This window comes from Pseudomonas sp. RSB 5.4, from assembly GCF_037126175.1.
Classification (GTDB): domain Bacteria; phylum Pseudomonadota; class Gammaproteobacteria; order Pseudomonadales; family Pseudomonadaceae; genus Aquipseudomonas; species Aquipseudomonas fluorescens_H.
In genome coordinates, this window is sequence record NZ_CP146986.1 from 2,224,368 (window position 1) to 2,244,280 (window position 19,913).

The following is a 19,913-nucleotide window of genomic DNA, read 5'->3' on the forward strand; positions in this document are numbered from 1 at the left end:
TATAAATGTTGACGTTTTTGCGCCGACTTTTGCTGACCACTGCGACTCTCGTCGTCGTGAGCAGCCCAGCTTTCGCCGCCGGCAAGCCATCGCCGGTTCTCTTGACCAGCCTCGCGCACGCCGCGCCGGAACTCAATCCCCAGGCGCTGAAAGGTGCCTTGAACGCTATGCAATGTGCGATCAACAACGGCGCGAAACCTTCCCGCCACCTGGCCATCATCGACTACTCGCAGCCCTCCACCGCCCGCCGGCTGTGGATCTTCGATTTGAGCAGACAGAAGCTGGTGCTGCGTGACCTGGTCGCCCACGGGTCCAATTCCGGGGAAAACTTCGCTACCCAGTTCTCCAACCGCGAAGGCAGTTACCAGTCCAGCCTCGGCCTGTTCCGCACGCAGGAAAGCTACAAGGGCACCCACGGTTATTCGCTGCGTATGGACGGTCTGGAGCCGGGTTTCAATGACATGGCCCGCGACCGCGCCATCGTGATCCACGCCGCCGACTACGTGAACCCGTTATGGAGTAAACGTCAGGGCCGTATCGGTCGCAGTCAGGGTTGCCCGGCGGTACGCCCGCAAGTGGCAAGGCAGGTGATCGACAAACTCAAGGACGGCCAGTTCATGTTCTCCTGGTACCCGGACCAGCACTGGCTGAAGTCTTCGCCGTACCTCAACTGCCAGCCACAGCAGGTGGCGAGTATCTTGAGCACCCACGCCAGTTGACGATAAGGGCCATGATCATCAGCGCGGCTGCAACACCAAACGTGCTGTGCAAGCCGCGGCCGATAACCTCGGCCGCGGCTTGCGTCGGGTCTCCCGTGGCCAGCGCAAACACCGCCCCCATGACTGCCGCGCCGGTGATCAAGCCCAGATTGCGCGACAGCCCGAGCAAGGCCGAGACCACGCCGCGCTGATCCTGACTGACCGTCGCCATCAACCCGGTATTGTTCGCTGCCTGGAACAACGCGTAACTGCTGGCAATCAGTGCCATCGTCAGCAGATACGCCGGCAGACCGAAACTCATCGGCAACAGCGCCAACAAACTGCAACCACCAACCATCCCGAGCAACGCCCCCGGCACCACCCGCCGCGCGCCGAAGCGATCCACCATACGCCCGGCCGGCACCCCCCCGCACGCCGCCAGCAGCGGCCCGACGGACAACGCCAGACCGACCACGGTGCTGCCCAGTCCCAGTCCACGGCTCAGGTAAAACGGCCCGACCACCAGCGTGGTCATCATCACCGTCGTCACCAGCAACGTCAGCGCGAGGCTGCTGCCCAGTCGCGAGTCGGCGAACAACGACAGACGAATCAGCGGCGCCTTGGCTTTCATTTCGACCGCGATAAACAGGCCTGCGCCGCACAGGCTGAGCAGCAGCAATATCAGGGTGAATCCCTCCAGTGTCATCGCCAGCGCGTAGACCGCCAGGGTCAAAACCAACACCGCAGTGCCGAGATAATCAAACGCCACCCTCGACCGCGTCGGCCGATCCGCCGGCAGATAGCGATAAACCAGCCACGCATTGAGCAAGCCCAATGGCACGTTGAGGACAAAGATCGACGGCCAGCCGACATGCGCGATCAGCAGGCCACCCAGCGACGGCCCGAGGCTGGTGCCGGTGGCCGACATGGTGGCGAGCAAACCCATCGCACTGCCCGCCCTTGTCTTGGGTACCGCATCCGCCACCAGCGCCACGGTCAAGGCAAACATGATCGCTGCGCCAAGGCCCTGCACCGCCCGTGCGCCGATCAACCAGCCCAGCCCCGGCGCCAGCGCACAGCACAGCGAAGCACTGGTGAAAATGCCGATGCCGATCAGCAGCAGGCGTCGCCGCCCGAACACATCGCCCAGGCGCCCGACACTGACGATCAACGTGGTGACCGCCAGCAGGTACGCCAGCACGATCCACTGCACCTGTTGAAACGTCGCATCGAACGCTGCCGCCAGAGTCGGTAATCCGGCGTTGGCGATGCTGGTGTCCAGCGACGGCATCAACATCGACAGCGCCAGACTGGTCAGCGCCCAGCGGGTTTGAGTGTTCAAGGGAGTTCGGGGCATCGGGCGCTCCATCTGATGGTCAGACGGCATAGCCTGAGTCTCGACAAGGCAAGGCGCAAGACGCATGCTTTGCACTTGATACCTGCATGAAACGCCATGTCATGAGCGCCCCGGATCTGAACCTGTTGATCACCCTCGACGTGTTGTTGCGCGAAGGCAGCGTCGCGCGTGCCGCACACATTCTGCGGTTGAGCCCGTCAGCGATGAGCCGCGCCCTGGCCCGATTGCGCGAGACCACCGGCGATCCGCTGCTGGTGCGCGCCGGCCGAGGTCTGGTGCCGACCCCGCGTGCGCTGGAGTTGCGTGAGCGGGTCAGCCGCCTGGTGCAGGAAGCCGAGGCGGTGTTGCGCCCCGCCGAAGTGCTCGATCCCGGCCAGTTGCAGCGCACCTTCACCTTGCGCAACACCGACGGTTTTGTCGAAACCTTTGCCGCCGCGCTGCTCGCGCGCATTGCTGAAGAGGCCCCCGGCGTGCGCCTGCGCTTTGTGCAAAAAGCCGACAAGGACAGCACACCGCTGCGCGAAGGCCGGGTCGATCTGGAGACCGGTGTGGTCGACGACAGCACTGACCCGGCGCTGCACAGTCGCATCCTGTTTCAGGATCAGTGGATCGGTGTGGTGCGCGAAGGCCATCCATTGAGTTCGGGCAAGATCAGCAGCAAACGCTTTGCCGGCGGCCAGCACATTCTCATCTCACGACGCGGGCGCAGCAGCGGCCCGGTCGACGAGGCGCTGCTCGCCGCAGGACTGACCCGAGATATCGTCACTTCATTCGGCGGCTTTTCGGCGGCGCTGACACTGGTCCGCGAGTCAGACCTGATCGCCACCGTCCCGGAGCGTCACACCAGCAAGCTGCGCATGGGCCTGCACAGTTTTGCCCTGCCCTTCAGGATGCCGCCGATCAGCGTGTCGATGCTCTGGCACCCGCGCATGGACGCCGACCCCGCGCACCGCTGGCTGCGCAATTGTGTACGGGAAGTCTGCGTCTAGCGCGCATCACCACCGGCCGGTTTATAGAAGAGGAATTTGCCGACTTCGGCGGTCTTTTTGTATTCCTTGGCCCAGCCGGGATGCACGTTGCGATCATGAAAGTACAGCGCACCATTGGTGCGATCCGGCAGTTGGCGGTTGAGCGCCTTGCCGGCGATATCCTTGGCCAGGGTGTATTCAGCGTCTTCCTTGACCTGATCCGCCTTGCCATCACACCACCAGGAAAACTGGCAGCTCTTGGTTTCCGAACCTTGTTTGACCACTTCGCACACGGTGCCTGGAAAGCCGTCGTGCCCCAGGCGATTCATCACCACATTGGCCACCGCCTCCATTTCCGGGGTGTCGCGACCCTTGGCTTCCCAGTAGATACTGCGCGCCAGGCAGGTGATCGGATCGTCTAGCGGCGCGGTGCCGGCGGGGTCCACGGCTTGTACTTCAGTGGGGGTGATCGCTTCGGATTTGGGTGCCGGTGCGGCGCTGACTTTATCGGCGGCTTTTTCTTCCAGCACCTGGGCTTTCTCTTCGGCCTTGGCCTTGATCGGGGTCTGATCGGTGGCGTTCACAACGCCGGCCATAAGGGTTAATGCGAAACAGCCAGCCAACCATTTCAATCCCATGTCAGTTCTTCCGGCAGCGCCCGTTACGGGCAAGGTGTTTCGTGGGGGAGACGCCCGGTTCCCGGGGCCTTCGGAGAGTGTAGACGGCAAATACCGCAGTAACGTTCCGCAGAAAAATCCGCTCGGTAAAGAAAAAGACATTGCATTCCCCCGGGCCATTTCGCGCATCATGAGCGCACTCAGCTCAAGGGAGATTTCCATGCGCTTCATGCCATCCGTCTTGCGTTTTGCCACGCTGTCCGTGGGTCTGGTCGTGGCCGCCTCGGCCATGGCTGCCGACGAGTCGCAACTGATCGAGTCGATCAACAACTATCGCAGTCAGCCGCAGCGCTGCGGCAGCCAGGCGTCCAACGAACTGCCACCGCTGTCGGCCGATCCACGGCTGAGACTGCCGGCCAGCGGTGCGGTCGATCTGCAACAGGCCATGGCCAGCGCCAGTTACCCGATGGTCAATGTGCAGGCGATTACGCTCAACGGCCCACGGGATGCGGCATCGGCGATGAAGGCGATTGAGGAAAGTTTCTGTCAGGTGGTGCTGGACCCGCAGTTCGTCGATGTCGGGGTCAGCCGCGCCGATCGCGACTGGCGAATCGTGCTGGCGCGACCGTTGCTCTCGGCGAAGCTCGGTGATGCGCAGGCTGAAGGCCAGAAGTTACTCGAGCAGGTCAACGTGGCCCGCGCCCAGCCACGCCAATGCGGCGGGCAAGCCTTTGCTGCTGCCGGGCCATTGGCCTGGAACGCGAGCCTGGGCACGATCTCACAGGATCACAGCCGCGACATGGCCAACAACAACTACTTCGACCACAAGGACCGCGACGGCCGCACCCCGGGCGACCGCGCCGAACTGGCCGGCTACAGCGGGCAACTGGTCGGCGAGAACATCGCTGCCGGCCAAGACACCGTGCGCAAGGTCGTCGACGGCTGGCTCGCCAGCCCCGGCCACTGCGCCAACCTGATGAACCCGCAATACAAAGAACTCGGCGCCGCCTACGCGACCGACCCAAAGAGCAGCGCCGGGATCTACTGGACGGCGATGTTTGGGGCGCAGTAACTCCCAAAAACACTAGTGTTCCCTGTGGGAGCTGGCTTGCCAGCGATGAGGCCAGCACAGTCAACATCGATATCGACTGCCCCATCGCCATCGCTGGCAAGCCAGCTCCCACAATAATCGGCAGTGTTCTCACCTCTTCCAATCAATCCCCATCCTCTGTGGGAGCTGGCCTGCCATCGATGAGGCCGGCACAGTCAACCATCGATGTCGTCTGACCTATCGCCATCGCTGGCAAGCCAGCTCCCACAATAATCGGCAGTGTTCTCATCTCTTCCAATCAATCCCCATCCTCTGTGGGAGCTGGCTTGCCTGCGATGAGGCCTGCACAGTCAACATCGATGTCGTCGGACCTATCGCCATCGCTGGCAAGCCAGCTCCCACAATAATTGGCAGTGTTCTCACCTCTTCCAATCAATCCCCATCCCCTGTGGGAGCTGGCTTACCAGCGATGAGGCCTGCACAGTCAACCATCGATGTCGTCTGACCTATCGCCATCGCTGGCAGGCCAGCTCCCACAATAATCGGCAGTGTTCTCACCTCTTCCAATCAATCCCTATCCTCTGTGGGAGCTGGCTTGCCAGCGATGAGGCCAGCACAGTCAACATCGGTGTCGTCTGACCTATCGCCATCGCTGGCAAGCCAGCTCCCACAATAATTGGCAGTGTTCTCACCTCTTCCAATCAATCCCCAGCTCCCACAATAATCGGCAGTGTTCTCACCTCTTCCAATCAGCCCCCAGCTCCCACAGGCTAATCAGTCATCCGAAGGATGGGGAGGCACAAAAAAACCGGAGCCATGGCTCCGGTTTTTTTGGGTCAGTGGGTTCTCATTCCCGCTGCATACATTGCCAGTTTCAGCAGACTCGCCACCACGGCGAGTGACGCTACACTGCCCAGCCAAATCAGCAACAACCAGCCCAGGCGCTTGTACCAGCGGCTGGATCTGACCTCACGCGAATCAATGGTAGCCATCGCCAATCCTCACTTTGCCGCGGAATACGTAGTAGCTCCAGAAGGTGTACATCAGGATCACCGGCAGGATGAACAGTGCGCCGATCAAGGCGAACAACTGGCTCGAAGGCGGAGACGCCGCCGCCCACAGGCTCACCGAGGGCGGGATGATGTTCGGCCAGATACTCAGCGCCAGACCGATGTAACCGAGCAGCATCAACACCAGAGTGAACACGAACGGCCAGTGGGTATGACGCTGACGCAAGGTGCGCAGCAGCCCGAACAACGCCAGCAGTGCCAGCACCACCAACCCGGCGAACACCATCAAGTGCCCGCTGGTCGACCAGCGAGTGGCCAGCTCCGGGTGCAGCTTCAGCGTCCACGCACCAATCACCACCACCATCGCCGTCAGCAACCACGCCAGCGGTCGGGTGAACAGACGCATCCGCGACTCGAGCATGCCTTCGGTCTTGACCAGCAACCAAGTGCTGCCCAGCAGCGCATACGCCACCACTAGACCGACGCCGCACACCAGCGGGAACGGCGCCAGCCAGTCCAGGCCGCCGCCGGCAAACTGCCGATCCACCACGGGAATGCCCGACACGTACGCGCCGATCACCACCCCCTGGGAGAATGTCGCCAATAGCGAACCGCCGATGAACGCCTTGTCCCACCAGTGACGCTTTTGCGGCGACGACTTGAAGCGAAACTCGAACGCCACGCCACGGAAGATCAGCCCGCAGAGCATCAGGATCAGCGGCAGGTACAGCGCCTCCAGAATTACCCCGTAAGCCAGCGGAAACGCGCCATACAACGCCGCACCACCGAGCACCAGCCAGGTTTCATTGCCGTCCCACACCGGGGCGACAGTGTTCATCATCACGTCGCGCTCCTGCTCATCGGGGATCAGCGGAAACAGGATCCCCAGGCCCAGATCGAAGCCGTCCATGATCACGTACATCATCACCCCGAAGGCGATGATCACACCCCAGATCAACGAGAGATCGATACCTTGAATACCCATGACTCAGTGCTCCTTCATCGGGGCAGTAGCCGCCGAAATAGGCCGGCGCGGGGTCTGCAACTGATCGCCCTCCGGCGGATGTTCGTGATGGGGCTGCGGGCCCTTGCGCACCAGTTTCATCATGTAGCCGATGCCCACGGTGAACACCGAGCAGTAGATCACCACGAACAGCAGCAGCGAGGTGCTCATCTGCGCCACCGAGTGGTGCGACGCGGCGTCATGGGTGCGCATCAGGCCGTAAACCACCCACGGCTGACGCCCGACTTCGGTAGTGATCCAGCCGGCCAGCAACGCGATCAACCCGCTCGGCCCCATCAGCAATACCAGACGCTGGAAGCCGCGATGCTGATAGAGCTTGCCGCCACGGCGCAGCGCCAGACCGAGCACACCGACAAGGATCATCAACATGCCCAGCCCAGCCATCACGCGAAAGCTCCAGAAGATGATGGTCGAGTTCGGCCGATCCGCTTTCGGGAAGCTCCTGAGCGCCGGGATCTGTTTGTCGAGGCTGTGGGTCAGGATCAGGCTGCCGAGGTACGGAATCTCCAGCGCATATTGGGTCTTCTCCGCCTGCATGTCGGGGATGCCGAACAGCACCAGCGGCGTCGGGCCGCTGTCGGCGTTTTCCCAGTGGCCTTCGATGGCGGCGATTTTCGCCGGTTGATGTTCCAGGGTGTTCAAGCCATGGGCGTCACCGACCACGGCCTGAATTGGCGCCACGATCAGTGCCATCCACAACGCCATGGAAAACATCTTGCGCACCGGCGCGGTGTTGTTGCCGCGCAGCAAATGCCAGGCCGCCGACGCACCGACGAAGAACGACGTCGCGACAAACGCGGCAATCGCCATGTGCGCCAGTCGGAACGGAAACGACGGGTTGAACACGATCGCCAGCCAGTCCAGCGGCATCACCCGCCCGTCGACGATTTCGAAACCCTGCGGGGTCTGCATCCAGCTGTTGGACGCGAGAATCCAGAACGTTGAAATCAACGTGCCGATGGCAACCATCACCGTGGCGAAGAAGTGCAAGCCGCGACCGACGCGGTTCCAGCCGAACAGCATGACCCCGAGGAAGCCGGCCTCAAGGAAGAACGCAGTCAGCACCTCATAGGTCAGTAACGGCCCGGTGATGCTCCCGGCAAAGTCCGAAAAGCCGCTCCAGTTGGTGCCGAACTGGTACGCCATGACCAGCCCCGAGACCACGCCCATGCCGAAGTTGACGGCAAAGATCTTCGACCAGAAGTGGTAGAGATCGCGGTAGGTGTCGTTACGGGTTTTCAGCCAAAGGCCTTCGAGTACCGCAAGAAAACTCGCCAGGCCAATGGTGATCGCAGGGAAGATAATGTGGAACGAAACCGTGAACGCGAATTGAATTCGCGCCAGGTCCAGTGCCTCCATGTTGAGCATGATGATGTCCTCATCCAGGCTGAAAAGCGGCAGCACGAACCCGGGCCACCGCCAGGCGTGAACGCCTGCAGCCAGTCAAATTGCCAGTGTTTTTATCGATAGCGGGTTACGCCACCGATGACGGGATCAGGTTGCTGACCTTGGCCGCTTCAAGGCGAATCGCGACGAATTTCGAGGTCGGCGTGTAGGTCCGGTCGCCGTAGCTTTCCAGCGGCACCAGCGGATTGGTTTCCGGGTAGTACGCCGCGGCCTGACCGGGCGGAATGTCGTAGGCGATCAGGGTGAACCCGCTGACCCGACGCTCGCGCTCGTCATCCCACAGCGCCACCAGATCGACCTTCTGCCCCGGTTCGAAACCGAGGCGCTGGATGTCCTGTTCGTTGGCGAAGATCACGTCGCGCATGCCGTAGACCCCGCGATAACGATCGTCGAGGCCGTACAGCGTGGTGTTGTACTGATCGTGGGAACGCATGGTCTGCAGGATCAGATCCGGTTTGACCGGCAGGTTGCGCACGCCTTCGTTGATCAAGTGCTCCGGCAGCACGCACGGGGTGAACTGGGCTTTGCCGGACTCGGTGTTCCAGACCCGGTCCGAGGCATCGTTGCCGAGATGGAAACCACCCGGGATCAACAGCTTCTCGTTGAAGTTCTCGAAGCCCGGAATCACGTCGGCGATCAGGTTGCGGATGCGCCCGTAGTCGCCCACCGCCCATTCCCAGTCGATCGGGTGTTTGCCCAATGTCGCGGCGGCGATTCCGGCAATGATCGCCGGCTCGGATTTCAAGTGCGCCGACTTCGGTTTCAACTGACCGAACGACAAGTGCACCATGCTGAAGGTGTCCTCCACCGTCACGCCTTGCGGGCCTTCGGCCTGGATGTCGATGTCGGTACGGCCGAGGCACGGCAGGATCAACGCGTCGCGACCGGTGACCAGATGGCTGCGGTTGAGCTTGGTCGAGATGTGCACGGTCAGGTCGAGTTTGCGCATTGCTTCGTGGGTGCGCGGGGTGTCCGGCGTGGCTTGGGCGAAGTTGCCGCCCAGACCGATAAACACCTTGGCTTCGCCACGCTCCATCGCGCCAATCGCCATCACCGTGTTGTGCCCGTGCATGCGCGGCACTTTGAAGTTGAAGCGTTTTTCCAGGGCGTCCATTAGCTCCTTCGGCGCCAGTTCATTGATGCCCATGGTGCGGTCGCCCTGCACGTTGCTGTGACCACGCACCGGCGACAGACCTGCACCCGGACGGCCAACGTTGCCGCGCAGCAGTTGCAGGTTGATGACTTCCTGCAGGGTCGGCACCGAGTGCACATGTTGGGTCAGGCCCATGGCCCAGCACATGATCACGCTTTTGGCGCGGCCATACATGCGCGCGGCCAGTTCGATGTCGTGCAACGGCACGCCGGACTGCTCGAGGATGTGCTCCCAGGTCGTGGCGTCGACTTCTGCCAGGTAGCTGTCCAGACCCGAGGTGTGTTCGGCAATAAAGGCGTGATCGAACACCGGCTCGCCGCCCGAGACCTGGGCTTCACGCTCCCACTGCAGGAGGAATTTGACCATGCCGCGGATCATCGCCATGTCGCCACCCAGCGCCGGGCGGAAGTACGCGGTGTTCGTCGCTTCCCAGCCGTTGCTGAGCATCTCGAGCGGGTTCTGCGGGTTCTGGAAACGTTCCAGGCCACGCTCTTTCAGCGGGTTGATGCAGACCACTTGCGCGCCACGTTTCACCGCTTCACGCAGCGGTTCGAGCATGCGCGGGTGGTTGGTGCCCGGGTTCTGACCGATGACGAAAATCGCGTCGGCGTGATGCAAATCCTCGTAGACCACGGTGCCCTTGCCCACGCCCAGCGTCTCGCCCATGCTCACCGCACTGGCTTCGTGGCACATGTTCGAGCAGTCCGGGAAATTGTTGGTGCCGTAGGCACGGACGAACAACTGATAGAGAAACGCCGCTTCGTTGCTGGCCCGGCCCGAGGTGTAGAACTCGGCCTCGTGCGGCGATTTCAGGCCCTTGAGGTGTTCGGCGATCAGCGCGAACGCGTCTTCCCAACTGATTTCCACGTAGCGGTCGACCCGCGCGTCGTAGCGCATCGGGTGGGTCAGACGCCCCTGATATTCCAGCCAGTAGTCGCTCTGTTCGGCCAGGCTCGACACCGTGTACTTGTTGAAGAACGCCGGGTCGACCAAACGCCCGGTCGCCTCCCAGTTCACCGCTTTGGCGCCGTTCTCGCAGAACTTGAGCATGCTCGCACCGGGCGCTTCACCCCAGGCGCAGCCCGGGCAGTCGAAGCCGCCGTTCTGGTTGGTCTTGAGCATGGCGCGGATGTTTTTCAGGGCGTTTTCACTGCTCAGCCAACTCTTGGTCAGGCTGATCACAGCGCCCCAACCGGCAGCGGCCCCCTTGTAAGGTTTGTAACGGTCGACTTGTGACATGGGACATCTCCATGACGATGCACACAGGCATGAACCTGATCTCGGTTAAATATCCGACCGTCTTTCAACAGTAAAAAGCGGTCGTTTCATTTGCCGGGGCAAGGATATGAACCGATACAAAATATTGTCTAATCGCTATTTATGACCACTTTATCGAAACCCTCTATCAAGCTGAAAAACCCTTTATTTACAGGGCCTTGCGAAACTAAAGCGGCAACTTTCAAGAAAAAACAATTGATCATCGACGCGCTCAATCAAGCGTTCACAAACAGTGATTGGACGTCCTGTGAAGTTGCCCATAACCTGCGTCAACCTGGTCCGTTAATGCGGACTTCTCACTCCTGCGAGGCTGTCATGTCAGAGCGTGTCTTGATCGATGGTTACAACCGCCGCGTCGACTATCTGCGCATGTCGGTCACCGACCGCTGCGACTTCCGCTGCGTGTATTGCATGGCCGAGGACATGCAGTTTCTGCCACGCCAGCAAGTGCTGACGCTGGAGGAGATCTATCAACTGGCGCAGAGCTTCGTGGCGTTGGGCACGCGCAAGATTCGCCTGACCGGCGGCGAGCCGCTGATCCGTCCGGGCGTGGTCAAGCTGTGCGAGCAGATTGCCGCCCTGCCCGGCCTGCGTGAGCTGTGCCTGACCACCAATGGCTCGCAGCTGGGCAAACTCGCCGCGCCGCTGTTCGACGCCGGGGTCAAGCGGCTGAACATCAGCCTCGACAGCCTCGACCCGGAGCGCTTCAGACAGATGACCCGCACCGGTGATCTGGCGCAGGTGATCAGCGGCATCGATGCGGCGCGCAAGGCCGGTTTCACCCGCACTAAACTCAACGTGGTGGTGATGCAGGGGCGCAACGATCAGGAGATCAACGATCTGGTGAGCTTCGCCATCGACCGCCAGCTCGACGTCTCCTTCATCGAGGAAATGCCGCTGGGGATCATCAGCGAACACAGCCGCGCGGAGTCGTTTTTCTCCAGCGCCCAGGTGCGCGCGAAGATCGCCGAGCGCTACACCCTGATCGACTCCGCCGAGTCGACCCAGGGCCCGTCGCGCTACTGGCGGCTGGCCGAAGCACCGGACATTCGTCTGGGTTTCATCTCGCCGCACAGCCACAATTTTTGCGGCACCTGCAACCGGGTGCGGCTGACCGTCGAAGGGCGCCTGCTACTGTGTCTGGGTAACGAGCATGCGGTGGATCTGAAAGCCGTGCTGCGCGCTCATCCGGGGCAACCGCAGCGGCTGGAGAAAGCCATTATCGAGGCAATGAAACTCAAGCCGTACAGGCACAATTTCGAAGTGAACGACGACGTGCAGGTCGTGCGCTTCATGAACATGACCGGCGGTTGAAACCGCCCTCACCCTGCGTAATCGGGATCGCCCAGCATGATCATCAGACCCAAGGTCAACCAATTCGCCATCCTCTTCACCCTCAAGGGTTCGATTGCCAAACGTATCGCCCTGCGCACCTTGATGGTCACCCTGCTGGCCTCGGCCATCGTCCTGATTGAAATCCTCCACCCGAGCAACTTCACCAAGGTCAACGCCACGCCGTTCACCTTGCTTGGGCTGTCGCTGTCGATCTTCATGAATTTTCGCAACAACGCCTGCTATGACCGCTGGTATGAAGCGCGCAAGGCCTGGGGCGATGTGCTGGTGCACATTCGTTCGGTGATTCGCGAGACCCATGTCATCCGTGAGTCGGTACAACGCAAGCCGTTACTGCTCAACCTCTGCGGTTTCGCCCACTCGCTGAATGCGCGATTGCGCCGGGAAAGCGAAGCGGCAGCCAGCCGTGCGTGGATCTCCCCGCAACACGATCCGCAGGTGCCGGACTACAGCGGGCGGATTCTGCAGCAGGTCGGCCAGCAGTGTTCCGACCTGCATCAAAGCGGTGAACTGAGCGAGTGGCGTTACATGCTGCTGGCCAATCACCTGACCAGCCTGACCCAGGCGCAAGCGGTGTGCGAGCGGATCAAAAACACTCCGCTACCCTTCCCCTACACCTTGCTGCTGCATCGCACGATCTACCTGTTCTGCATCCTGCTGCCCTTCGCCATGGCCGAACCACTGGGCTGGCTGACCCCATTGTTCACGGCGATCGTGAGCTACACGTTCTTTGGTCTGGATGCGATTGCCGATGAGCTGGAAGACCCGTTCGGCCGCGATGAAAACGACCTGGCGACCGACTCGCTGGTACGCACCATCGAGCGCGACATCCTCAGCGAACTGGGCGTGACCGACCTGCCACCGATGCTGCTGCCGGTGGACTATGTGCTGAGCTGATCACATTTCTCCAAACACCAATAAACCTGTGGGAGCTGGCTTGCCAGCGATTGCGCCGGGTCAGCCAACTTCAATGCTGGATTTGCCGGCCTAATCGCTGGCAAGCCAGCTCCCACAGGGATTGGTAGTGTTTATACGTTCTTCTATAAGCATTACAAAAAAGATCGCAGCCTTCGGCAGCTCCTACACTGGAATGCGTTTCCTGTAGGAGCTGCCGAAGGCTGCGATCTTTTGATCTTCGCTTTAAAACAGTTCGCTGAAGGGAATAAAGCGCAGCGGGTCGCCAATGCTGTGAGTACTGTTTTCCGGCACTTCCACCAACCCGTCAGCCCAGGTCGCACCGAGCAAAACGCCGGAACTCTGGTTCGGATACAACACCGCACGCCCCGCTTCCAGCCGCACCCGCAGATACTCTCGACGGCTGCCTGCCTTGCTCCATTCAAATCCGGCATTCACCGTAAAGCTCAACGGCATGACCTCTTCAACGCCCTGAATGCGCAGCAGATACGGCCGCGCCAGCAGGCCGAAGGTCACCAGCGCCGAGGTCGGATTGCCCGGCAGGCCAATCACCGGGACCGTACCGAAATGCCCCACGGTCAGCGGTTTGCCAGGCTTGATCGCGAGTTTCCACAGCAGCGGTTTGCCGTTGTCGCGCAGCACCTGACCAAGGCAATCGGCGTCGCCGGCAGACACGCCACCCGTGGTCAGGATCAGGTCGGCCGCCACTTGCAATTGCTCAAGTGTGAGCCGCGTCTGTGCCGGACGATCCGGCAGAATCCCGGCGTCGATCACCTCGCAGCCCAGTTCCTTCAGCCAGTGGCCGAGCAACACGCGGTTGCTGTTGTAGATGCTGCCGGGACGCAGCGGCAGGCCCGGCTCGACCAGTTCGTCACCGGTCGACAGCAGCGCCACGCGCGGGCGACGCACCACGTGCAGTTGCGCCAGCCCCTGCCCGGCGGCGACGGCCAGTTCGAACGGCCCGAGGCGTTTGCCGGCACGCAGCAGGATGTCGCCGACGCGATTTTCCTGACCTTGCGCACGAATGTTCTGCCCCGCTTTCAGCGCCTGCAGGAAGCGCACGCGACCGTCTTCGAGCACTTCGACGTTTTCCTGCATTTCGACGCAAGTGGCGCCGGGTGGCAGCGGTGCGCCGGTAAAGATCCGCGCGCAGGTACCGGGCAATAGCGCGTCCGGCGCCTGGCCGGCGTAGACCTTTTGCGAGACCTTCAACGGCTGGCGATGCAGATCGGCCAGGTTCAACGCATAACCGTCCATGGCACTGTTCGGCCACGGCGGCAGGTCGAGTGTCGCCACCAGGTCACTGGCCAACACTCGGCCACGCGCCTCGTCGAGCGGCAGTATTTCGCTGTCGGCCAGACGTTGCTCATTGGCCATGCCGAGCAACTGATCGAGGGCGTCCTCGACCGACATCAACGCTGCCTTGCTCATCCGCGCGGCCCACAGGCGGCTACTGATTTGAGGTGCGGCACGAAGTTGCACGGGCGATGGCGGTTATCCAGTTGTTCGGCGAGGATGCCTTCCCACGCGGTGCGACAGGCACCGGTCGAACCCGGCAGGCAGCACACCAGCGTGCCGTTGGACAAGCCGGCCAGCGCACGGCTTTGCACGGTGGAGGTGCCGATGTCGAGAATCGAGATCGCGCGGAACAACTCGCCAAACCCATCGATCTGCTTGTCGAGCAGACAGGCCACCGCTTCCGGCGTGCTGTCGCGCCCGGTGAAGCCAGTGCCGCCGGTGATCAGCACCACCTGAATGCTGTCGTCGGCAATCCAGTGCGCGACCTGGGCGCGGATCTTGTACAGGTCATCCTTGAGCAGGTTGCGTTCGCTCAAGGTATGACCGGCCTCCAGCAATCGGCTGACCAGCAATTGGCCGGACGTGTCGCTCGCATAATCGCGAGTATCGCTGACGGTCAGTACGGCAATGTTCAGGGGGACAAACAGGGCATCCGCTTTCGCGCTCATGGGACTCTCCGGCAGTAGTCAATCAGATTGCCGAGCAGCCTAAGTGCCACTTATGAGTACTGTCTAATCACTCTGGCCAACCACATTATCGACCTGCTCTATCGGTGCCGTTGACCTCGGCCAAAGCCTTTGAAACCATGGGCGATAGAGCTGATCGATAGCCTTTTCAATGCTTCCGATTGGACGCAAACACAGGCAAATGAGATCGTCGCACCTCGCGTTTTCCGTGCGCTGCGCGCATCTGCGTCAATACTCCATTCAATTTTTCAACGAGCAGGTGCCTTCGTGGACATCAAACAACTCAAGTTCCTGATCGCACTGGACGAAACCCGACACTTCGGCCAGGCCGCCGCCCGCTGCCACATCACTCAGCCGACCCTGTCGATGCGTCTGCGCAATCTGGAAGACGAACTGGATCTGGTGCTGGTCAATCGCGGTCAGCGCTTTGAAGGTTTCACTCAGGCCGGCGAGCGAGTGCTGGCCTGGGCGCGCACGCTGCTGGCCGCGCATGACGGTCTGTTCGCCGAAGCGGCGGCGTGCCGCGGGCAACTGGTCGGCAGCCTGCGCCTGGGGCTGGTGCCGCTGAGCAACTTCAATCCGGTCAATTACATTCAGGGCTTGTCCGGGACCTATCCCGAGCTGAAATTCAGTCTGTCGTCGGGCAGTTCCGACGAGATCATCGCCGGCCTTGGCAACAATCAACTGGACCTGGGCGTGTGCTACCTCGACCACGTCAACCCGAACTATTTCGATTTTTTCGAGATTGGTGAAACCCGCGTCGGGCTGCTTTACGACAACCGTCACTTCCATTTCGAAGGCTCGGAAATGAGCTGGGAAGACGCCGCCGAACTGCCCTTGGGGATGATCACCACCGGCATGCATTACCGTAAATCCATCGATCTGAGTTTCCGCAGTCGCGGGCTGAATCCGCAGCCGATCATGGAAAGTGATTCGACCTATCAACTGCTGCAGGCGATCCACCAAGGATTCTGCTGCTCGATCATGCCGCTGGACAGCGGGCTGGAAGAGCCGATCGAACACCTGTCGTTCATGCAACTGCCGGATGCCAGCGTGCTGGCGCCGCTGGGTCTGGTGATGCGCAAGACCGAGCCGCGTTCGGCGATTGCCGAGAAGTGCTTTGCCGAGGCGCGGAAAATGTTTGGGGGTGAGGTGCCGGTTGTTTGAGTGACTATCCAGACATTGCTGTTGGACGCCTGGCCGCCTTCGCGAGCAAGCCCGCTCCCACAGGTTGAATGCATTTCAAATGTGGGAGCGGGCTTGCTCGCGAAGAGGCCCGCCCAGCCAACACACCTTTCGGACATGACACCGGTGATCGACCCACCCAATCACCAGATCAGAACAAGCGATTGGACGCACTTTTGACTCCCCCGTAGCCTGAACTCACTTCAGCGCTTCGGGACTTTTCAAGATGCAGTGCCAAGTTGCAACAACCGCCGAACCGGGGGATGGCAATGCCCCCGCACCGCAACCGTCACAGGTCGCGTTTCGCGAATACCTGCAAGACGCCCCGCTCTCCCACGCCGCCCTGGCCGCGGAAATTGCTCTGGCGATCACCTTCAATGGCCTGAGTCAGGCGGTGATGATGGTCTCGCCCGGCAACCTCGAAGACTTCATCCGTGGCTTCAGCCTGAGCAACGCGATCATCGACAGCGTCGACGAGATCTACGATATCCATCTGACGCATTTCGATCAGGCCTGCCAGGCCGACGTGCAGATTTCCAGTCGTGCCTTCTGGGCGCTGAAAGATCATCGTCGGCAGATGACCGGCACCAGCGGTTGCGGCATCTGTGGCGTCGAAGCGCTGGAGCAGGCGCTGCCGCAACTGCAGATCCTGCAACCCTGCGCACTGCCGCCGGCCGCGCATTTCGATGGCATCCGCCAGCGTATCGAACAGGCTCAGCAACTGGCGCGCAGCAGCGGCGCCCTGCACGCGGCGCTGTACTTCGATGCCCGCGGTGAGGCGCTGCTGTGCCGCGAAGACATCGGCCGGCACAACGCCCTCGACAAGCTGATCGGCGCGATGCACAGCGCAGACGTCGATGCGCGTCAGGGCTTCGTGGTGGTCACCAGCCGTTGCAGCCTCGAACTGATCCACAAAGCCGTGCGCGCCCGCCTCGGCACCCTCGTCAGTCTGTCCGCGCCCACCGCATTGACCGTGCGCTGGGCGCTCAAGCATCAGCTGAATCTGATCCACGTTCCGCACCGTAACGCCCCCCGAATCTACAGCCCGATCCAGGAGCTTTCGCCATGAGCAACACCCTCACCCACCTCGACGATCAGGGCCGCGCCAACATGGTCGATGTCAGCGAAAAAGCGCCAACTCGCCGCGAAGCGACGGCGCAAGCCTGGGTGCAGATGCGCCCGGAAACGCTGCAGATGATCCAGGCCAACGGGCACCCCAAGGGCGACGTTTTCGCCGTGGCACGCATCGCCGGAATTCAGGCAGCCAAGCGCACCCACGAGCTGATCCCGCTGTGCCATGCGCTGCTGCTCAGCTCGATTCATGTCGAACTCAAGGCCTGCGAGCCGGACCGCGTACAGATCACCAGCACCTGCCGCCTCACCGGCCAGACCGGCGTCGAACTCGAAGCGCTGACCGCCGCCAGCGTCGCCGCATTGACGATCTATGACATGTGCAAAGCGGTGGACCGGGCGATGGTCATCGGCGACATCCGCCTGCTGAGCAAACAGGGCGGACGCTCCGGGCATTTTCAATGGGAGGACGCGCAATGATCCTGATCAGCTACTTCGCCAGCTACCGTGATCGCCTCAATCTGGGCGGTGAAAAAATCCCTTTGAGCGACAACCTGACCTGCATCGAAGACGTGCGGCAATTGCTCATGGCCCGCGGCGAGGAATGGCGCGAAGTGCTCGGCGCCGGCAACCTGATGTGCGCGTTGAATCAGGAACTGTGCCAGCCGAGTGCGGCCATTGAGGACTTCGACGAGATCGCGTTTTTCCCACCGGTCACCGGGGGCTGAGCATGACGGTTCGAGTTCAGTACAAAAGCTTCGACGTCGGCCAGTTGACCGCCGACCTGCATGCGCGCAATCCACGGGTCGGCGCGGTGGTGAATTTCATTGGCTATGTGCGCGATCTGAACATTGGCCAGAGCGTGAACGAGCTGTTCCTCGAGCACTATCCGGGCATGACCGAAAAAGCCCTCGAACAGATCGCCGACGAGGCTCGCGAGCGCTGGCCGCTGCTGGGAGTGGAGATTGTGCATCGGGTCGGCGCGCTGGCGGTCAGCGAACCGATCGTGTTCGTTGGCGTCAGCAGCAAGCACCGGCACATGGCCTTTGAAGCCTGCGCGTTCATCATGGACGTGCTCAAGACCCGTGCGCCGTTCTGGAAGCGTGAGAGCACGGCGCAGGGTTCGCACTGGGTCGAGGCGCGGGAGAGTGACCAGAATGCGGCGCTGCGCTGGAGTCTGGCGCATGCCTGAAGATCAAGAGCCCCTCACCCTAGCCCTCTCCCCGAGGGAGAGGGGACTGATTGGGGGATATTGAAGAAATTCACCGAATTGAAAGATTGGCCCTGAATCCATAATCGACTCGATCTTTCAGGTCGATGGATAACGCCAGACACCTCGGTCGGCCCCCTCTCCCTCTGGGAGAGGGCTGGGGTGAGGGTTGAAAGTCTGATTAGATAGCCACTCCGCCAGGATTAAACTCCGGAGTCTCGTTTGAGCACAGCGCCCAACAACCTGCCCCGCCCCGCTCCCGTCACCCTGCGCCAGGCTTGGCACTTCTGGCTCAAGCTCGGCTGCATCGGTTTCGGCGGCCCGGCCGGGCAGATCGCGATCATGCATCAGGAACTGGTCGAGCGCCGGCGCTGGATCTCCGAGCGACGGTTCCTGCATGCGCTCAACTACTGCATGTTGCTGCCCGGCCCCGAGGCCCAGCAACTGGCGACCTATATTGGCTGGCTGTTGCATCGCACCTGGGGCGGAGTGATTGCCGGGGCGCTGTTCGTGCTGCCGTCGCTGTTCATCCTGATTGCGCTGTCGTGGCTGTACATCGCGTTCGGTGACGTGCCGGTGGTGGCCGGGATCTTTTACGGAATCAAACCGGCGGTGACTGCGATTGTGCTGCACGCGGCGCATCGCATCGGTTCGCGGGCGCTGAAAAACAGTTGGCTGTGGGCAATCGCCGGGGCGTCGTTCGTGGCGATCTTTGCCTTCAACCTGCCGTTCCCGCTGATCGTCCTCAGTGCGGCGTTGCTCGGCTATTTCGGCGGGCGACTGGCGCCACAACGGTTCGACAATGGCAGCCAGCGCGGCAGTGCCCAATCCTTCGGCCCGGCGTTGATCGATGACGACACGCCAACGCCCGAACATGCCCGATTCAGCCTGCCGAAGTTGTGGCGTCTGCTGTTGGTCGGCGCGGCGCTGTGGTGTTTGCCGATGGCGCTGCTGACCGCGCTGTTCGGCTGGGACGGCACCTTCACGCAAATGGGCTGGTTCTTTACCAAAGCCGCGCTGCTGACCTTTGGCGGCGCTTACGCGGTGTTGCCCTATGTCTATCAGGGCGCAGTCGGGCACTACGGCTGGCTGACGCCAACGCAGATGATCGACGGCCTCGCCCTTGGCGAAAGTACGCCAGGGCCGCTGATCATGGTGGTGGCGTTTGTCGGTTTCATCGGCGGTTACGTGCAACCGGCGTTCGGCGCGGAACATGCGTTCGCCGCCGGTGCACTCGCGGCGACACTGGTGACCTGGTTCACCTTCCTGCCCTCGTTCCTGTTCATCCTCGCCGGCGGGCCGCTGGTGGAATCGACCCACAATGAATTGAAATTCACCGCACCGTTGACCGCTATCACCGCTGCGGTGGTCGGGGTGATTCTGAACCTGGCGTGTTTCTTCGCTTATCACGTGTTCTGGCCCAACGGTTTTGCCGGGCACACGGATCTGTTTTCCATCGGGCTGGCGTTGCTGGCCGCACTGGCGCTGTTCATTTTCAAGCGCGGTGTGATTGCAGTGTTGATCGTTTGCGCCCTCGCCGGGCTGGGCTTTCATCTGCTGCGCTGAGCAGCGGCCAAAGAGGCAGGGGCACAATCATCGGTTTACAGGCCCGCAGATTGCCCCTTACTATC

Annotated in this window: 19 protein-coding genes; 11 read left to right on the forward strand and 8 right to left on the reverse strand. The window is 61.6% G+C overall.

Features of this window, described 5'->3' with window-relative positions:
• Positions 1–5 precede the first annotated feature (5 nt).
• Complete coding sequence (locus V9L13_RS09835) at positions 6–719, forward strand: murein L,D-transpeptidase catalytic domain family protein (protein WP_003226055.1); 714 nt, start codon at positions 6–8, stop codon at positions 717–719.
• Here V9L13_RS09835 and V9L13_RS09840 read toward each other — a convergent pair.
• Positions 667–2,055 carry an MFS transporter gene (locus V9L13_RS09840; RefSeq protein ID WP_338802379.1) on the reverse strand — a complete coding sequence of 463 codons (1,389 nt, stop codon included), beginning with the start codon at positions 2,053–2,055 and terminating at the stop codon, positions 667–669. The two genes, V9L13_RS09835 and V9L13_RS09840, sit on opposite strands and share 53 nt — an antisense overlap.
• 101 nt (positions 2,056–2,156) lie before the next feature.
• On the opposite strand from V9L13_RS09840, the gene V9L13_RS09845 reads away from it, so the two are divergent.
• A complete protein-coding gene (locus tag V9L13_RS09845; RefSeq protein WP_226500160.1) occupies positions 2,157–3,044 on the forward strand; it encodes a LysR family transcriptional regulator in 888 nt (295 codons plus the stop codon).
• On the opposite strand, the gene V9L13_RS09850 is transcribed toward V9L13_RS09845, so the two are convergent.
• Positions 3,041–3,661 carry a cell wall hydrolase gene (locus V9L13_RS09850; RefSeq protein WP_338802380.1) on the reverse strand — a complete coding sequence of 207 codons (621 nt, stop codon included), beginning with the start codon at positions 3,659–3,661 and terminating at the stop codon, positions 3,041–3,043. The two genes, V9L13_RS09845 and V9L13_RS09850, sit on opposite strands and share 4 nt — an antisense overlap.
• Before the next feature lie 199 nt (positions 3,662–3,860).
• Here V9L13_RS09850 and V9L13_RS09855 point away from each other — a divergent pair, with 199 nt between their 5' ends.
• On the forward strand, positions 3,861–4,712 hold the full coding sequence (locus V9L13_RS09855; protein WP_103486545.1) for a CAP domain-containing protein: 852 nt from the start codon (positions 3,861–3,863) through the stop codon (positions 4,710–4,712).
• Positions 4,713–5,527: 815 nt separating this feature from the next.
• Here the strand turns inward: V9L13_RS09855 and V9L13_RS09860 are convergent.
• From V9L13_RS09860 to V9L13_RS09875, 4 genes are all read right to left on the reverse strand, one after another.
• Positions 5,528–5,683 (reverse strand): DUF2474 domain-containing protein, encoded by a 156-nt coding sequence (locus V9L13_RS09860; protein ID WP_103486414.1) that lies wholly within the window; start codon positions 5,681–5,683, stop codon positions 5,528–5,530.
• On the reverse strand, positions 5,670–6,686 hold the full coding sequence (cydB, locus tag V9L13_RS09865; protein WP_338802381.1) for a cytochrome d ubiquinol oxidase subunit II: 1,017 nt from the start codon (positions 6,684–6,686) through the stop codon (positions 5,670–5,672). Before cydB ends, V9L13_RS09860 begins: the two co-directional genes overlap by 14 nt.
• Positions 6,687–6,689: 3 nt before the next feature.
• Positions 6,690–8,093: a cytochrome ubiquinol oxidase subunit I gene (locus V9L13_RS09870; RefSeq protein WP_338802855.1), complete on the reverse strand. Its 1,404-nt coding sequence runs from the start codon at positions 8,091–8,093 to the stop codon at positions 6,690–6,692.
• Positions 8,094–8,199: 106 nt separating this feature from the next.
• Positions 8,200–10,524, reverse strand: a complete 2,325-nt coding sequence (locus V9L13_RS09875; protein ID WP_338802382.1) for an FdhF/YdeP family oxidoreductase — start codon at positions 10,522–10,524, stop codon at positions 8,200–8,202.
• A 354-nt stretch (positions 10,525–10,878) separates the two neighbouring features.
• On the opposite strand from V9L13_RS09875, the gene moaA reads away from it, so the two are divergent.
• On the forward strand, positions 10,879–11,877 hold the full coding sequence (gene moaA, locus V9L13_RS09880; protein WP_262141333.1) for a GTP 3',8-cyclase MoaA: 999 nt from the start codon (positions 10,879–10,881) through the stop codon (positions 11,875–11,877).
• Positions 11,878–11,913: 36 nt separating this feature from the next.
• Positions 11,914–12,813: a bestrophin family protein gene (locus tag V9L13_RS09885; protein WP_338802383.1), complete on the forward strand. Its 900-nt coding sequence runs from the start codon at positions 11,914–11,916 to the stop codon at positions 12,811–12,813.
• A 243-nt stretch (positions 12,814–13,056) separates the two neighbouring features.
• Here the strand turns inward: V9L13_RS09885 and glp are convergent, their stop codons facing one another.
• The gene (glp, locus tag V9L13_RS09890; protein WP_338802384.1) at positions 13,057–14,262 is read right to left on the reverse strand and encodes a gephyrin-like molybdotransferase Glp; all 1,206 of its coding nucleotides are present in this window, start codon (positions 14,260–14,262) and stop codon (positions 13,057–13,059) included.
• Positions 14,259–14,798, reverse strand: a complete 540-nt coding sequence (gene moaB, locus V9L13_RS09895; RefSeq protein ID WP_027611709.1) for a molybdenum cofactor biosynthesis protein B — start codon at positions 14,796–14,798, stop codon at positions 14,259–14,261. Before moaB ends, glp begins: the two co-directional genes overlap by 4 nt.
• Positions 14,799–15,083: 285 nt before the next feature.
• On the opposite strand from moaB, the gene V9L13_RS09900 reads away from it, so the two are divergent.
• From V9L13_RS09900 to chrA, 6 genes are all read left to right on the forward strand, one after another.
• Entirely contained in the window at positions 15,084–15,983 is a 900-nt protein-coding gene (locus V9L13_RS09900; protein ID WP_103486408.1) for a LysR family transcriptional regulator, read from the forward strand.
• Positions 15,984–16,227: 244 nt separating this feature from the next.
• Positions 16,228–17,070, forward strand: coding sequence for a formate dehydrogenase accessory sulfurtransferase FdhD (fdhD, locus tag V9L13_RS09905; RefSeq protein WP_338802385.1), 843 nt, complete (start codon positions 16,228–16,230; stop codon positions 17,068–17,070).
• Complete coding sequence (moaC, locus tag V9L13_RS09910; protein WP_338802386.1) at positions 17,067–17,552, forward strand: cyclic pyranopterin monophosphate synthase MoaC; 486 nt, start codon at positions 17,067–17,069, stop codon at positions 17,550–17,552. Before fdhD ends, moaC begins: the two co-directional genes overlap by 4 nt.
• Positions 17,549–17,800, forward strand: a complete 252-nt coding sequence (locus V9L13_RS09915) for a MoaD/ThiS family protein (RefSeq protein ID WP_338802387.1) — start codon at positions 17,549–17,551, stop codon at positions 17,798–17,800. Before moaC ends, V9L13_RS09915 begins: the two co-directional genes overlap by 4 nt.
• A gap of 2 nt (positions 17,801–17,802) precedes the next feature.
• A complete protein-coding gene (gene moaE / locus V9L13_RS09920; RefSeq protein WP_047601716.1) occupies positions 17,803–18,264 on the forward strand; it encodes a molybdopterin synthase catalytic subunit MoaE in 462 nt (153 codons plus the stop codon).
• Positions 18,265–18,504: 240 nt separating this feature from the next.
• Complete coding sequence (gene chrA, locus V9L13_RS09925) at positions 18,505–19,848, forward strand: chromate efflux transporter (RefSeq protein WP_338802388.1); 1,344 nt, start codon at positions 18,505–18,507, stop codon at positions 19,846–19,848.
• Positions 19,849–19,913: the final 65 nt, after the last annotated feature.

Coding starts and splice junctions, on each gene's coding strand:
- moaE (WP_047601716.1), top strand. CDS start 17,803: ATGACGGTTCGAGTTCAGTACAAAAGCTTCGACGTCGGCCAGTTGACC.
- V9L13_RS09885 (WP_338802383.1), top strand. CDS start 11,914: ATGATCATCAGACCCAAGGTCAACCAATTCGCCATCCTCTTCACCCTC.
- V9L13_RS09850 (WP_338802380.1), bottom strand. CDS start 3,661: ATGGGATTGAAATGGTTGGCTGGCTGTTTCGCATTAACCCTTATGGCC.
- V9L13_RS09875 (WP_338802382.1), bottom strand. CDS start 10,524: ATGTCACAAGTCGACCGTTACAAACCTTACAAGGGGGCCGCTGCCGGT.
- V9L13_RS09855 (WP_103486545.1), top strand. CDS start 3,861: ATGCGCTTCATGCCATCCGTCTTGCGTTTTGCCACGCTGTCCGTGGGT.
- moaB (WP_027611709.1), bottom strand. CDS start 14,798: ATGAGCGCGAAAGCGGATGCCCTGTTTGTCCCCCTGAACATTGCCGTA.
- cydB (WP_338802381.1), bottom strand. CDS start 6,686: ATGGGTATTCAAGGTATCGATCTCTCGTTGATCTGGGGTGTGATCATC.
- moaC (WP_338802386.1), top strand. CDS start 17,067: ATGAGCAACACCCTCACCCACCTCGACGATCAGGGCCGCGCCAACATG.
- V9L13_RS09845 (WP_226500160.1), top strand. CDS start 2,157: ATGAGCGCCCCGGATCTGAACCTGTTGATCACCCTCGACGTGTTGTTG.
- V9L13_RS09840 (WP_338802379.1), bottom strand. CDS start 2,055: ATGCCCCGAACTCCCTTGAACACTCAAACCCGCTGGGCGCTGACCAGT.
- V9L13_RS09915 (WP_338802387.1), top strand. CDS start 17,549: ATGATCCTGATCAGCTACTTCGCCAGCTACCGTGATCGCCTCAATCTG.
- moaA (WP_262141333.1), top strand. CDS start 10,879: ATGTCAGAGCGTGTCTTGATCGATGGTTACAACCGCCGCGTCGACTAT.
- glp (WP_338802384.1), bottom strand. CDS start 14,262: ATGAGCAAGGCAGCGTTGATGTCGGTCGAGGACGCCCTCGATCAGTTG.
- V9L13_RS09870 (WP_338802855.1), bottom strand. CDS start 8,093: ATGCTCAACATGGAGGCACTGGACCTGGCGCGAATTCAATTCGCGTTC.
- V9L13_RS09860 (WP_103486414.1), bottom strand. CDS start 5,683: ATGGCTACCATTGATTCGCGTGAGGTCAGATCCAGCCGCTGGTACAAG.
- V9L13_RS09835 (WP_003226055.1), top strand. CDS start 6: ATGTTGACGTTTTTGCGCCGACTTTTGCTGACCACTGCGACTCTCGTC.
- fdhD (WP_338802385.1), top strand. CDS start 16,228: ATGCAGTGCCAAGTTGCAACAACCGCCGAACCGGGGGATGGCAATGCC.